Raw genomic sequence first — 13035 nt, 5'->3', positions numbered from 1 at the left:
CCCACCCCCGACTCCCCCACCTCCGCCGCCGACGGCACCGCCTGACACCGGCCGGCACCGTCGCTCCGGGTCCCGGATGCTCGGCCCGCGCGGCGTGACTGCGCGCTCGAGTCTCCGGGACCGCGCCGACCCCCACCCGTTCGCCTCGTCCGCTAGGCCTCAGCCCCTTGCGGCGCCCGCTCGCCTCGCCCGCTAGCCTCGCCTCGTGACCGACTCGCCTCGCCCCGCCGACCACCCGCTCCGTCCCGCCGCCGAGGACCTCGACGCCTGGCAGCGGGCGGCGGACCGTCTGCACGAGGAGGGCGACGACGTCGTCGAGCGGATGCGCGTCCTCGCCGCGCGGTACCCGGGCGACGACGGGCGAGGCCGCTTCGAGCTGGGCGGCGCGCTCGACAGCGCGGGTCACGAGGCCGAGGCCGCCGCCGAGTACGAGCGGGCACTGGAGCTCGGTCTCGATGACGAGCGCCGGGCGCAGCTGACCATCCAGTACGCCTCGACGCTCCGGAACCTCGGTCGGCACGAGGAGGCCGTCGCCCTGCTGAGCACGGCGGAGCCGCACCCCTCCGTCGGAGCGGCTCGCGAGGTCTTCCTCGCGCTCGCCCTGCACAGCGCGGGACGCTCCGACGAGGCGCTGCGCACCGCTCTCGAGGCCCTCGCCCCGACCCTTCCGCGCTACCGCCGGTCCGTCGCCGCGTACGCCGCCGCCCTGACCGACTGAGTCCTCACTCCGCCAGGAGCCCGTCGATCTGGCCCATCGCCTGGCGCATCCCCTCCTCCATGCCCATCTGGACCATCTGCTCGAGCTGCTCGACCGACTCGAAGGCCGAGCGCACGACCATGCGGGTCCGCCCGCCGGCCTCGGACAGGGTGACGACGGCGTGAGTCGTGCCGTACTCGTCCACCGGGTTCCCGTCGTCGTCGGCGAAGCCGTCGTCGAACTCGAAGCGCACGGGCTCCTCCACGGCGGTCACGAGCCACCACCCCCGGGCCTTCTCCCCGTCGGGACCCGTCATGAAGTAGCTGCTCCGGCTCCCCGGGACGGCCTCGTGCCGCTCGAAGGTCGCGGGCCAGGTCGGCGGCCCCCACCACCGCTCGAGCAGGCGCGGATCGACCCAGATCCGCCAGACGCGGTCGATCCCCGCGTCGAACTCCGCGGTGATGGTCATGGTCAGGTTCTCGACGTCCTTGACGGACTCCAGCACGGTCATCGTGCGCTCCCTCTCCTCGGCTCTGCGGTCGGCTGCCGCCCCTCCTCGGCGAGGAGGTCGGCGATGCGGTCGACGCGTCCGCGCCAGAGCTCCTCGTAGCCGTCGAGGAGTCGCGCCGCCCGCTGCAGCGCCTCGACCTCTCCGCTCACGAGCTGCTCCCGTCCGCTGCGGCGCTTGCGCACGAGCGACGCGCGCTCGAGCACCGCGACGTGCTTCTGCACGGCCGCGAACGACATCGCGTACTCCGACGCCAGCACCGAGACCGACTGCTCGCTCCGCAGCACCCGGGCGACGATGTCGCGCCGGGTCGCGTCGGCGAGCGCCCGGAACACCCGGTCGATCCGCTCGTCGTCTCCCACATCTACAACCATTTGGTTGTACGTTACTCCTCGGTCCGCGGGAAGGGAAGACCTGCCGGCTCCGATCCGACGAGCCGGACCTCGTCGCCCGGGTCGCGTCCGCTCCCCTCTCCGTGGTCGTGCCACCGCCTCCGACATCAGCGGCGCGCCGCGGCCGCCAGCAGCCTCCGCGAGGTGCCCTCGAGGACCCAGCCGGGCACGTGTCGGGCGGCGAACAGGGAGTCGTAGAGCTGCGCCATCGAGTACGCGGGGTCGAGCCTCCGCGCCTCGCCGAGATGCAGTGCGGCGAGCGAGCCGACGCCGCGCGCCCACCAGCACCAGGCCAGCACGGTCAGCACCGGGGCTCTCGCCTCCGGAGGAGCGAGCGCGGCGGTCCTCGCCAGCGCGGTCGTCGCCCGCTCGAGTCTCCCGCGATCCGGCCCGGGCCCCTCTCCCATCAGCAGCTCCGCGTCGGCGATGTCCCGTTCATCGGTGCGTCCGATCGCCGCCTCCCTCGCGATGATCTCGTCCATCGTCTCGCCGGTGAACTCCTGCTCCGCCTGCAGACGGACCATGCGGAGGAACGACGACCGCGCACGGTGCGGGCCGAGCGCGATCTGCAGCGTCAGCTGGTCGCGCATCGGCGGTGACTGCAGGAGCTGAAGGACCCGCCCCTCCCTCCGCGCGACCGACGGCCCCCGCAGCCATCGCTCGACGATCGCGGTCGGGTCCTCGAGCATCCCGCCCGGCGGCGTCGCGAGCACCGCCTCGACGACGCGTCGGTCGTCCTCCTCGACCACCGGGAGCTCGGCGAGCGCCGACACGTCCAGCGGCTCCTCCGTCACCGCTCGCGAGAAGAGACCGGACTCGCTGTCCTCGATCCCGGCGAGAGGACGCGCCGTGCGCCGCTCCGAGGGGATCGTGTACCGACCCCAGCCGTCGGACGCCACGCACGCCACCCCTACGATCCCGTAGCCGGTGCGCTCGAGGCGCTCGACGAGGGCCCGGCCCAGTTGCGGGAGCGGGATGCCCACCTCCGCGTCGTAGCTCCGATCGGTGTAGACGACGGCGAGGACCCCGTCCGCCTCGGGTACCGCCGCCAGGGAGGCGACCGCGCCCTCGGTCAGCGCGTCGATGTGCGAGGGACGCAGCCGCGCAGCGAGCGGCAGGCGGAAGCCGCCGACGGTGCGGCGCCCGAGGAACGGCACGACCACCAGGGACTCGCGGGGGAGGACGCCCAGGAGGGACGGGACGACGGAGAGCAGGTCGGCGAAGCCTTTCGCGCGGACGATCTCCACCTCGCGCAGCAGGTCGGGGTCGGAGGGACGGGAACGGTCGGAGGTGCGATCGAGAGGAGGCATGGCGGACAGCGTCCTCGGCGCGTGACGCGCGCGGGTGCGCCGCGGACCGTCCGGTGGAGACTCACCGCACCTGCGCTTCTGTGGAGGAGCACGGCTGGAGCGAGCCGGGACCACCGCGCGGCTCTCTGCCTCTGGGCGCTGGTGCACCCGCCCGTCCGCGCTGCACCGTTCCCTCATCCGCAGCTCCGTCGCCCCATCGGGAGCACGGAGAGAGGGAGTCGGATGATCGAGAGGAAGCTCGAGCTCGGATGGTCGTTCCCGCCTGAGCCGGACGCCCGGTCCCGTCCCGGCGACAGGATCGACGCGGAACCGAGACGATCCGCCTCCTGCCGACACTGTCACAGTGAGAGCGGACGAGGGGAGGCGCGATGATCACCGACGAGACGACCGACGCCGAGCTCGTCCGCCGAGCGGCGGCCGGCAGTGAGGCCGCGTTCCGCACGCTCTATCGGGCGTACGTCCGGCCGGTCTACTGGATCGCCCACGGCATCCTGCGCGACCCCGGCAACGCCGAGGAGGTCGTGCAGGAGACGTTCGTCCTCGCCTGGAGCAAGCTCGAGGGCCTCGAGCTGGCGAGCGACTCGCTCCTCCCCTGGCTCGTCACCATCTGCCGCTTCCAGGCGGCGAACCGCGCCAGGGCTCTCCGTCGCGAGCGCGAGCGCACCGTCGAGACCGACGAGGAGGTCGCCTCTCCGCACGACCTCGAGCAGCAGATCCTCACCGCAGCCCTGACCGAGGCGGTCCTGCGCGAGACGGAGGGGCTCTCCGAGCTCGACCGCGCCGTCTTCCGCCTCTGCGCCACCGAGGGCCGCGGCTACGAGGAGGCGGCCCGTGAGCTGGGAGTCACCCACGCCACCGTCCGCAACCGCCTGTCGAGGGTCCGCCGCCGCCTCCGCCTCGTGGTCGACGATTTCCGAGGAGCAGAGCAGCCATGACCGAGTCCCCCGTCCTCCTGCCGCCCCTCGACGACGAGCGCGTCTCCGCGATCGAGACCCGGCTGTTCCGCGCCCTCGCCGTGCAACGGCAGGCTCGCGCACTCCGCCGCCGCAGGGCGGTCGCCATCAGCGGAGTCGCCGCGGGCCTTCTGGCGCTCGCCGTGGTGGTCGGCCCCCTCGTCAGCGTGAACGGCATCACCACCGGCGCCTCCGACTCCGCCGCGGTCGCTCCGGAACCCGCCGGGGGCGGCGAGGTCGGCTCGGGCGGCGCCGGCGTCGATCCCGCTACCGGAGGGAGCGAGCAGTCGGCTCCCTTCGTCCCGGGCAGAGCGGACGGCCCTCCCGCTGACGGCGCCGTGGAGGCGACCACGCGCGAGATCGTGTCGACCGCCGCAGCCACCCTGCGAACGGGTTCCGTCGACGAGGCGATCCGCACGCTCTCCGCCGGCGCCTCGGCGCTCGGAGGGTACGTCGAGCGCTCGAGCACGTCCGACCAGGTCGTTCAGGGGGCGACCGATGCGGAGGCCTCGGCGGTGGAGGACGGATCCGTCGGCCTCCCCTACCCGCAGCCGCTGCCCGACGGCGCCGGCTCGATCACGATCCGCGTCCCCTCCGACCGCCTCGCCGAAGCGCGCGACTCCCTCGACTCGCTGGGCACCGTCACGGCGTCGACCCTCGACCAGCAGGACGTCACGCTCGAGGCCGTCGATCTGCGCGCCCGCTCGGAGGCGGCGAGCGCCTCGGTCGACCGCCTCACCCAGCTCATCGCCCAGGCGGGCAGCCTCGCCGATCTCCTGGCGGCCGAATCCGCGCTCACCGAGCGGCAGGGCGAGCTGGAGTCGATTGAGCAGCAGCTCACCGCTCTCGAGAACCGGGTGGCCCTCGCCTCCCTGACCGTCACCGTCCTCCCCGAGGAGGCCGTGACGTCCGCGGATCCGGCAGGCTTCCTCGACGGCCTCGCCACGGGCTGGAGCGGGCTCGTCGCGGCCGGCAACGCCGCGCTCATCGGGATCGGATTCCTGCTGCCGTGGCTCGTGGTCGCCGCGCTCGTCGCAGCGGTGGTCCTGGCGATCCGACGCCGGAGGACGCCGCCCCCACCAGGAGCGCCGGACGAGCTCGGCTGATCGAGGCGTGCGAGTGCGGAGGGCGCACCGCCGTCGTCCTCGCCTCCCGGCCGCTCGGGTGCGGCGGAGCGAGACGCGGGACTATCCTCCAGGGTGGCCTCCGCGCCTCCCGCCCCACCAGAGAGAACCACCGTGAGCCTCCTCCGCACCAAATCCGTCGAGCAGTCGATCTCCGACACCGACGAGCCCGAGTTCCGCCTCAAGAAGTCGCTGTCGGCTCTCGACCTCACCGTCTTCGGCGTCGGCGTGGTGATCGGCGCCGGCATCTTCACCCTCACCGGGCGCGCTGCGCACGACATCGCCGGCCCCGCGATCGTTCTGAGCTTCGTCGTCGCCGCCTTCGCCTGCGCCCTCGCCGCCATGTGCTACGCCGAGTTCGCCTCGACCGTGCCGGTGTCCGGCTCCGCCTACACGTTCTCCTACGCGTCCCTCGGCGAGCTCTTCGCCTGGATCATCGGCTGGGACCTGATCCTCGAGTTGTTCCTCGGGGCGAGCGTGGTCGCCCAGGGCTGGAGCGCCTACCTCGGCTCCTTCCTGGCGCAGCTCGGAATCGTCCTGCCCCCGGCGATCTCGTACGGCGGAGTCGTCGACGTGCCCGCGATCCTCCTGGTGCTCGTGCTCGGCGGGCTCATGACGTTCGGCATCAAGGAGTCCCTCCGCGTCAACCTGGTGCTCGTCGCGGTCAAGCTCTTCATCGTCCTGTTCGTCATCATCGCGGGCATCCAGTTCATCGACGCCGCCAACTACTCGCCGTTCATCCCGCCGGCCGCCCCCACGGAGTCGGCCTCGGGCCTCACCCAGCCGCTCCTGCAGTTCCTCTCCGGCATCGAGCCCGCCACGTTCGGAGTCGGCGGCATCATCGCCGGCGCCTCCCTCGTCTTCTTCGCATACATCGGCTTCGACGTCGTCGCGACGACCGCGGAGGAGACGAAGAACCCGCAGCGCGACATGCCCATCGGCATCATCGCCTCGCTCGCGATCTGCACCGTCCTCTACTGCGCGGTCGCCCTCGTCGTGACGGGGATGGTCCCCTACCGCGAGCTCGACCCCTCCGCCGCACTCGCCAACGCCTTCGCGTACCACGGCCAGACCTGGATGGCGACGGTCATCTCGGCCGGCGCCGTCGCCGGGCTCACCACCGTCGTGCTCACCCTGCTGATCGGCGCGACGCGGATCATCTTCGCGATGTCGCGCGACGGCCTGCTGCCCCAGCGCCTCGCGACGGTGCACCCGCGCCTGCGCACCCCCTGGGTCACCTCGCTCGTCGTCACCGTCGTCGTCGCCCTGCTCGCCGGGCTGACGCCGATCGGCGTCCTCGAGGAGATGGTGAACATCGGCACGCTGTCGGCGTTCGTCCTCGTCTCGGTCGGGGTCATCGTGCTGCGGCGCACGCGGCCGGATCTGAAGCGCGGGTTCCGCGTGCCGCTCAACCCCTGGCTGCCCGGCCTCTCGGCGCTGATCTGCACCTACCTGATGCTCAACCTCTCGATCGAGACGTGGCTGCGCTTCCTGGTGTGGCTCGCGATCGGCTTCGCCATCTACTTCGCCTACTCGCGCAGCCGCGCGAAGATCGCGGAGTAGGCCTCAGGACGCGGGCACCGGGGTCGGGCGGAGCACCTTCTCCATCGCCTTCCCCCTGGCGAGCTCGTCCACGAGCTTGTCGAGGTAGCGGATCCTCTGCATCAGCGGGTCCTCGACGTCCTCCACCCGGATCCCGCAGATCACCCCCGTGATCAGCGGGGCGTTCGGGTGGAGGCGCGCGGCCGCGAAGAAGTCCTCGAATGTCGTGCGCTCGGCCAGATGCCGCTGCAGCTCGGCCTCGTCGAATCCGGTGAGCCAGCGGATCACCTCGTGCAGCTCCTCGACGCTCCGCCCCTTCTTCTCCACCTTGGCCACGTAGTGCGGATGGACGTCGGCGACGGCGGTGCGGAAGATCCTGCTCATGGCGGAAGGCTAATCCGGGAGCACCCGATCGCGCAGGCCCCGGAGCCGTCGGGAATGCCGAGCCCGGCGAGTCCCTTGCACCCCGTATGAGAGCCATCGTCTACAGCGCCACCGGCGCCTCCTCCGTCCTGTCCCTCGTCGACCGCGAGCCCGCTGCGCCCGGGGAGGGCGAGGTCCGAGTCCGCGTCGTCGCCTCCGGAGTGAACCCCACCGACTGGAAGGCCCGCGCCCAGGGCGACCTCGCCTTCGACGAGGTCGTCCCGAACCAGGACGGCGCAGGCGTCGTCGACGCCGTCGGCGCAGGCGTGAGCGGCCTCGCCGAGGGCGACCGCGTGTGGTTCTTCCTCGCCGCCCACCAGCGCCCCACCGGCAGCGCGCAGGAGTACACCGTCCTCCCCGCCGAGCGCGTCGTCCGCCTGCCGGAGGGCATCGGCTTCGACATCGCCGCCAGCCTCGGCGTCCCGGCGATGACCGCGCACCGCGCCCTCACCGTCCACGAGCAAGGCCCGACCCGCCTCTCCCCCGGCGCTCTCGCCGGCCGCACCGTCCTCGTCCAGGGCGGCGCGGGAGCGGTCGGCCACGCCGCGATCCAGCTCGCCGTCTGGGCCGGAGCCACCGTCATCGCCACGGTGAGCAGCGACGCGAAGGCCGAGCTCGCCTCCGCCGCCGGCGCGCAGCACGTGCTGCAGTACCCCGACGACGCGCTCGCCGACCGCATCCGCGAGCTGGCTCCCGACGGCGTGCAGCACATCGCCGAGGTCGCTCCCGCGCAGAACGCCGCGCTCGACGTGGAGGTGCTCGCCAACCACGGCAGCATCGGCTACTACGCGAACAACAACGGCGACGAGTTCACGATCCCGATCGTCCCCAGCTTCGCCAAGAACGCCCGCTGGCAGGGCCTTCTGCTCTACACCGTCGGTCCGGAGCCCCTGCAGGCGGCCGCTGAGGACATCACCGCGGCCCTCCGCGACGGAGCTCTCCCGGTGGGCGACGCCGCGGGACTCCCCCTCACGTGGTTCCCGCTCGAGGAGACCGCCGCCGCCCACGACGCCGTCGAGGCGGGCACCACCGGCAAGATCCTCATCCGGGTCTCCGCCGAGTAGAGCGCGCGCGGAACGTCGGCCGGGAGCACCCCGCAGAGCGCCGTCAGCGCTCGCACCCCGCTCCCGGCCGTCGCTCTGCTCCCGTCATGGCGTGCAAGCACTGCATGGTCGTGGTCCCGGTTCGGTCCCGGCAGCACCTCTGCCAGTGCGGCGTAGTCTCGCCCCACGTCCTGGCCGGCAAGTTCGACTCGGATCGCCGACTGGAGGCGGGACGCTGTCGTCCGTCCCCTCGGTGGGCGTCATATCACCGACGGGCTGCATCCGCGTCCCGTCCACCTCCCGACGAACGGTCCCTGGCGGATAGGGGAGTTCTGTCTGGGGCGAGCATGCGCACGCAGGCAGTGGGGACTGACGCCGCCCGCGTGTCCGATGACGGCACCTTCCTCGGCATCGCGCCGGAGAGCGGGACCGTCGCCAGCTGCGTCGGCGGAACGAATGGCGCCGGGCAGAACTCCCCCTCACGGGTCGCTCGCGCTTCGATTCCGCCGCCAGCGGTCATCAGGTCGCGGTCGCCTTCGCGTCGCGGAGACTCCTGGGTCTGAGGTCGGTCCAGTGCGCGTCGACGTAGGCCAGGCAGGCGGTGCGGTCATCGCCGTTCTCACCGCCGTGGACGACGGTCCACCCTTGCGGGACGGGAGCGAAGGCGGGCCAGAGCGAGTGCTGCTCCTCGGTGTTGACGAGAACGAAGAACTTGCCGGTCTCGTCATCGAAGGGGTTCGTGGACATGCGGGTCTCCTGACTGTGACGGATACGAGTGGGGCGGGATCGGAGAACGACGCCGTCCGAGGGGGAGGATGAGCGGACACCCGGACACGGGATCAGGGATGACCTGCGCCCTCAGGCCGAAGACGGCGGCGAGGAGGTGCTCGGTGATCACCTCGCCGGGTGGTCCCTGGGCGGCGACACTCCCTTCGTGGACCACGACGAGTTCGTCGGCGTAACGGGCTGCGAGATTCAGGTCGTGGATGACCATGACGACGGTTCGACCGAGGTCGGCGCTGAGGTGATCGATGAGATCGAGGACGTCGATGGAGTGAGCGATGTCCAGGTAGGTCGTGGGTTCATCGAGGAGGAGGACGTCGGTGTCCTGCGCCAGGCTGAGCGCGATCCACGCCCGCTGCCGTTGTCCGCCCGAGAGCGTCTCGACCTCGCGGTCGGCCAGGTCGTCCAGCCCGGTGAGCTCCAGTGCGGCGATCACTGTGCTCTCATCGTCGGCACTCCACTGTCTGAAGAGTGATTGGTGGGGGTGGCGTCCGCGGGAGACGAGTTCTCGGACGGTCATCCCGTCGGGAGCGGTAGGGCCCTGAGGCAGGGACGCCATCCTGGTCGCCAGCTCGCGCATCCTCATCTCGGTGATCGGCACCCCGTCCAGGGTGACGGCACCCGCGGTGGGGCTCAGCAAGCGGGACAGTGTGCGGAGAAGAGTCGATTTCCCGCTGCCGTTGGGGCCGATGATCGCTGTCACCGCTGCCGGGCGGAGCACCAGATCGATCCCGTTCAGGACTTCGCGTCCGGCGAACCCCACCCGAAGACCCGCGGTCTCGATGTTCGAAGCGTTCGGGTCTCTCATGCGGGGCTCCTCACTTGTCTCACCATCAGGGCTATCAGGATCGGTCCGCCCACGATGGCGGTGAGGAGCCCGACCGAGACCGTGCTCGAGAACAGGGTGCGTGCCGCCAGATCGGCGGCCAGAACCAGGACGGCGCCGCACGCTGCTGAGCAACCGAGCGGCGGACGGGTATCACGGATGAGGAAGCGGGTGAGCTGGGGCGAGGCGAGAGCGACGAATCCGAGCGGTCCTGCTGCGCTGACGGCGACGGACGCGGCGATGACCGAGGTGACGAGCATTGCGGCGAACGTGCGGCCGACCGCGACGCCGACACCGTGCGCCACGTCATCGCCCAGTTGCATCGCTGTGACCGAACGAGACATCGCTAGAGCTGCGCAGGCAGTGACTGCGAGGGCGGTCACGAGCGGAAGGATGCGGTGAGGGTCGGAGGACAGATCGCCGGTGAGCCACAACTGCGCCTGCATGACATCGAACGTGCCACCGATGAACAGGAGCCCTTGGAGGATCCCCACCAGGGCGGCGTTGATGCCGATACCGACGAGGATCAGTCGGATGCCGCCGGCGGAGCCCCGCGAGATCGCGAACACGAGCGCGGCCGCGATCGATCCACCGAGCAGCGCGGCCAGCGGCAACGAGGTCGTCAGCGGTGCGTCGAAGACACGCCAGCCGAGGATGTGGACGCTCGCGGCCCCCACACTGGCACCGCTGGTGATGCCGAGGACGTCCGGGCTCGCCACCGGGTTGCGGACCGCTGATTGCAGGAGAGCTCCCGAGATCGCGAGCGCTGCACCGGCGCCCGCGCCGATCACCGCGCGCGGCAGCCTCAGGGTGAACACCTGGTACTGGACCGCCCGGCTGCCTCCGCCACCGAGGGCCTCGATGATCTTCAGCGGAGACACCCACGTGCTCCCGGCGCTGATCGACACCCCGAAGAGGACGACGGCGAGGATGACGAGTGCAGCGAAGACGATCATCGGTCCGGTGCGCAGTCGCAGGGAGACGACGCCGGCACGCACGACCAGGATTCCGGCGCTCATCGCCCGGCCGACTTCCCACGAGCCAGCACGATGAACAGCGGCGCGCCGGCCACCATGAAGACGACACCGGCCGGGACCTCGGTGGGGCGAGCGACGACGCGGCCGAGGACATCGGCGAACAACAGGGCGACGGCTCCGAGGAGCGCGGAAGCCGGCAGCAGCACACGGTAGTCGACGCCGACCAGGAGACGGGCGGTGTGCGGTGCGATGAGTCCGAGGAACGCGATCGGACCGCAGATCGCTGTTGCCGCGCCGGCGAGGACGCCGACCGCGAGCAGCCCGCCGACGCGTGCGAGTCGCACATTGCTGCCCAGTGAGGTCGCGACGTCGGCGCCGAGGCTCAACGCGTTCAGCGCGGGGGCGCCCAGCCACGCCATGACCAGCCCGGCACCGATCGCTGCCAGGGGGATCGCGTACGTCTCGAGGGGGCGGTCCGAGACTCCGCCGATCATCCACTGTCGAAACGACTGCTGGACCGTCTGGTCGTGCAGCAGCACCATGGCGGTGGCGCTTCCGAGCATGGACGACATCGCGGCCCCGATGAGTGGCAGACCGACGAGGGTCGTCCCGATCGTCTCGGCGAGGACGATCACGAGCGCGGTGACGATCAGCGCGCCGATGAGCGCGAACCCCGTGTATGCGGCAGGCGTCGTCAGACCCAGCGAGACGGCGAGGACCGTCGCACATGTCGCTCCGCGTGTGATGCCCATCAGGTCGGGGTCGGCCAGTGGATTGCGTGTCTGCCCCTGGATGACAGCGCCTGCGATGCCCAGCGCCAGGCCTGCGACGACGGCGATCACGGCACGGGGGGCTCGCTCGTGGATCACGACGTCGTTGTAGGTCCGGGGCGAGGCGGACAGCAGTGCGTTCGCCACTTCCGGGAGTGTGACGTTCCTGACGCCCACCGCGATCGCGATCAGCGCGATGCCGATGACCAGCACGGCGAGGACCGAGATGGTCCGCCAGGGGTGACGGCGACGGGCGAGGAGCGTGCTCACATCGATCTTGGCGCGCCGGAGCTCCGCCTCGGACCGCACCCCGTGTCCGGGCACCTCCAGGAGCCCGATCGCCGCCATCCCGAAGCTCTGCCCGGAACGCCGTCTCCTCGCATTGACGATGATCAGCGTACCGATCACGACGGCGCCGACGACCGAGACCGCGAACCGGTCCGTCTGCCAGAAGCCACGCTCGTCCGGCACCGAGATGAGCAGCACGACGATCATCGCGGAGAGCACGATGGGCAGCAGGACGTCGATCGCGGACGCCGCGACACGGTGAGCGTGTCGCGGCGCCGCCGGAGCGCGACCTGACCGATCCGGCACCGACGGGCCCGGATCGGTCAGGGTCACGACGCTCCTCGATTCCGACGTCGCCCGTGAGGCGATGTTCCCACTATCCGTTCGCCGGCAGCTTCTCGATGGCGGCGGTGACGCGCTCGATCTGCGCGGTGTAGCTCGCGTAGTTGAACGTGGCATCCGTCGTCCAGTCCGCGACACGACCTTCGGCGACCGTGTTCAAGGTGCCGACCGTCGGGTGATCCGCCGTGACCTGAGCAAGGGGCGTCGTCCACGCTCGCGTGTCGTAGAGCAGCAGATCGGACGGGTAATCGCCGGCGTTCTCCCAACTCACCGGGCTGAACGAGCCAGAAGTGTCATCTCGCGCGACCGTGGAGGAGAGAACGTCCAGGCCCCAGTCGGAGTAGTCGAGGAGCTCGGCGAACTCGTCGGGTATGGCGACATAGAACAGGGTCGACGGCGCTACCGCGTACGCGGTGACACCGGGACGCTCCGAGGTCGCTTCCCTGAAGTCGGTGACGGCCTCGTCGTAGGCGGCCTTCTCCGCCGCGATGGTCCCCGAATCGACCTCCGCCCCGAGCTCCTGCGCGAGGTCGCGCCAGTCGTCGAGGGAGGCTGATGCGCTCTTCTGCGCGGAGACGGTGATCATCGGTGCGATGTCGGTGATCTGCGTCGAGACCTCCGCATCGACCGCTCCCAACCCACCGAGATAGTCGCCCGCGTACCACCCGGTGATCACCAGGTCCGGTTCCAACGAGGCGAGTTTGTCGACGTCGACGTCGCCATAGGCGACTCCGAGGCTCTCCACACCGCTGACATCGACCCCCGCCAAGACACCACTGTCCTCGGGTGCACTCGATCCCCAGATGCCGACGGGACGGATCCCGTACGGGATGAGAGCCGCAGCGGCCTGCTCACTCATCACGATGTTCGTCGGAGTCGCGTCGAGATCGACGGTCTCACCGCGCGCATCGGTGTAGCTGAACGGTGCACTGCCGGCGGAGGAGCTTGCAGCCTCCGACGCGGTGCCCGTCGAGCAGGCCGTCTGCGCGAATGCGATCACCCCCACGCACAGCACCGTGAGAATGCGCTTGCTCGTTGTCGTTCCTGTCTTCATGTG

14 protein-coding genes are annotated in these 13035 nt (G+C 71.0%); 5 read left to right on the top strand and 9 right to left on the bottom strand.

What is annotated here, in order from left to right; translation table 11 throughout:
* Window positions 1-205: 205 nt before the first annotated feature.
* A complete protein-coding gene (locus NB037_RS08650) occupies window positions 206-718 on the top strand; it encodes a tetratricopeptide repeat protein (protein WP_251945141.1) in 513 nt (170 codons plus the stop codon).
* Between the two features lie 4 nt (window positions 719-722).
* Here NB037_RS08650 and NB037_RS08645 read toward each other — a convergent pair whose 3' ends face one another.
* From NB037_RS08645 to NB037_RS08635, 3 genes are all read right to left on the bottom strand, one after another.
* The gene (locus tag NB037_RS08645) at window positions 723-1208 is read right to left on the bottom strand and encodes an SRPBCC family protein (RefSeq protein ID WP_251945139.1); all 486 of its coding nucleotides are present in this window, start codon (window positions 1206-1208) and stop codon (window positions 723-725) included.
* Window positions 1205-1579, bottom strand: a complete 375-nt coding sequence (locus NB037_RS08640) for an ArsR/SmtB family transcription factor (RefSeq protein ID WP_251945137.1) — start codon at window positions 1577-1579, stop codon at window positions 1205-1207. The genes NB037_RS08645 and NB037_RS08640 overlap by 4 nt, the downstream gene beginning before the upstream one ends.
* A 125-nt stretch (window positions 1580-1704) precedes the next feature.
* Window positions 1705-2907: a DUF4192 family protein gene (locus NB037_RS08635; protein WP_251945135.1), complete on the bottom strand. Its 1203-nt coding sequence runs from the start codon at window positions 2905-2907 to the stop codon at window positions 1705-1707.
* Between the two features lie 368 nt (window positions 2908-3275).
* On the opposite strand from NB037_RS08635, the gene NB037_RS08630 reads away from it, so the two are divergent.
* The 3 genes from NB037_RS08630 (at window position 3276) to NB037_RS08620 (ending at window position 6547) form a co-directional block, all read left to right on the top strand.
* On the top strand, window positions 3276-3842 hold the full coding sequence (locus NB037_RS08630) for an RNA polymerase sigma factor (RefSeq protein WP_251945133.1): 567 nt from the start codon (window positions 3276-3278) through the stop codon (window positions 3840-3842).
* Complete coding sequence (locus NB037_RS08625; protein WP_251945131.1) at window positions 3839-4966, top strand: DUF4349 domain-containing protein; 1128 nt, start codon at window positions 3839-3841, stop codon at window positions 4964-4966. Before NB037_RS08630 ends, NB037_RS08625 begins: the two co-directional genes overlap by 4 nt.
* A gap of 132 nt (window positions 4967-5098) precedes the next feature.
* On the top strand, window positions 5099-6547 hold the full coding sequence (locus NB037_RS08620) for an amino acid permease (RefSeq protein WP_251945128.1): 1449 nt from the start codon (window positions 5099-5101) through the stop codon (window positions 6545-6547).
* 3 nt (window positions 6548-6550) lie between these two features.
* Here NB037_RS08620 and NB037_RS08615 read toward each other — a convergent pair whose 3' ends face one another.
* Window positions 6551-6910 carry a DUF2200 domain-containing protein gene (locus NB037_RS08615; protein WP_251945126.1) on the bottom strand — a complete coding sequence of 120 codons (360 nt, stop codon included), beginning with the start codon at window positions 6908-6910 and terminating at the stop codon, window positions 6551-6553.
* Between the two features lie 86 nt (window positions 6911-6996).
* Between NB037_RS08615 and NB037_RS08610 the strand changes: the two genes are divergently transcribed.
* The gene (locus NB037_RS08610) at window positions 6997-8013 is read left to right on the top strand and encodes an NADPH:quinone reductase (RefSeq protein ID WP_251945124.1); all 1017 of its coding nucleotides are present in this window, start codon (window positions 6997-6999) and stop codon (window positions 8011-8013) included.
* 498 nt (window positions 8014-8511) lie between these two features.
* On the opposite strand, the gene NB037_RS08605 is transcribed toward NB037_RS08610, so the two are convergent.
* Genes NB037_RS08605 through NB037_RS08585 form a run of 5 tightly spaced genes read right to left on the bottom strand, consistent with a single transcriptional unit; the run spans window position 8512 to window position 13032 of the window.
* The gene (locus tag NB037_RS08605) at window positions 8512-8739 is read right to left on the bottom strand and encodes an MbtH family protein (protein WP_251945122.1); all 228 of its coding nucleotides are present in this window, start codon (window positions 8737-8739) and stop codon (window positions 8512-8514) included.
* Complete coding sequence (locus NB037_RS08600; RefSeq protein WP_251945120.1) at window positions 8717-9583, bottom strand: ABC transporter ATP-binding protein; 867 nt, start codon at window positions 9581-9583, stop codon at window positions 8717-8719. The genes NB037_RS08605 and NB037_RS08600 overlap by 23 nt, the downstream gene beginning before the upstream one ends.
* A complete protein-coding gene (locus tag NB037_RS08595) occupies window positions 9580-10620 on the bottom strand; it encodes a FecCD family ABC transporter permease (protein ID WP_251945119.1) in 1041 nt (346 codons plus the stop codon). Before NB037_RS08595 ends, NB037_RS08600 begins: the two co-directional genes overlap by 4 nt.
* A complete protein-coding gene (locus NB037_RS08590; protein ID WP_251945117.1) occupies window positions 10617-11969 on the bottom strand; it encodes a FecCD family ABC transporter permease in 1353 nt (450 codons plus the stop codon). The genes NB037_RS08595 and NB037_RS08590 overlap by 4 nt, the downstream gene beginning before the upstream one ends.
* Window positions 11970-12012: 43 nt before the next feature.
* Complete coding sequence (locus NB037_RS08585; RefSeq protein ID WP_251945115.1) at window positions 12013-13032, bottom strand: ABC transporter substrate-binding protein; 1020 nt, start codon at window positions 13030-13032, stop codon at window positions 12013-12015.
* Window positions 13033-13035 lie beyond the last annotated feature (3 nt).

The organism is Rathayibacter rubneri (assembly GCF_023743255.1).
Lineage (GTDB): Bacteria > Actinomycetota > Actinomycetes > Actinomycetales > Microbacteriaceae > Rathayibacter > Rathayibacter rubneri.
This window is presented reverse-complemented; position numbering and strand designations above follow the sequence as displayed.

Bases quoted from the DNA above. Each gene is read 5' to 3' on its own strand.
- NB037_RS08640 (WP_251945137.1), bottom strand. From the start codon at position 1,579: ATGGTTGTAGATGTGGGAGACGACGAGCGGATCGACCGGGTGTTCCGG.
- NB037_RS08595 (WP_251945119.1), bottom strand. From the start codon at position 10,620: ATGAGCGCCGGAATCCTGGTCGTGCGTGCCGGCGTCGTCTCCCTGCGA.
- NB037_RS08635 (WP_251945135.1), bottom strand. From the start codon at position 2,907: ATGCCTCCTCTCGATCGCACCTCCGACCGTTCCCGTCCCTCCGACCCC.
- NB037_RS08605 (WP_251945122.1), bottom strand. From the start codon at position 8,739: ATGTCCACGAACCCCTTCGATGACGAGACCGGCAAGTTCTTCGTTCTC.
- NB037_RS08610 (WP_251945124.1), top strand. From the start codon at position 6,997: ATGAGAGCCATCGTCTACAGCGCCACCGGCGCCTCCTCCGTCCTGTCC.
- NB037_RS08645 (WP_251945139.1), bottom strand. From the start codon at position 1,208: ATGACCGTGCTGGAGTCCGTCAAGGACGTCGAGAACCTGACCATGACC.
- NB037_RS08630 (WP_251945133.1), top strand. From the start codon at position 3,276: ATGATCACCGACGAGACGACCGACGCCGAGCTCGTCCGCCGAGCGGCG.
- NB037_RS08625 (WP_251945131.1), top strand. From the start codon at position 3,839: ATGACCGAGTCCCCCGTCCTCCTGCCGCCCCTCGACGACGAGCGCGTC.
- NB037_RS08615 (WP_251945126.1), bottom strand. From the start codon at position 6,910: ATGAGCAGGATCTTCCGCACCGCCGTCGCCGACGTCCATCCGCACTAC.
- NB037_RS08600 (WP_251945120.1), bottom strand. From the start codon at position 9,583: ATGAGAGACCCGAACGCTTCGAACATCGAGACCGCGGGTCTTCGGGTG.
- NB037_RS08585 (WP_251945115.1), bottom strand. From the start codon at position 13,032: ATGAAGACAGGAACGACAACGAGCAAGCGCATTCTCACGGTGCTGTGC.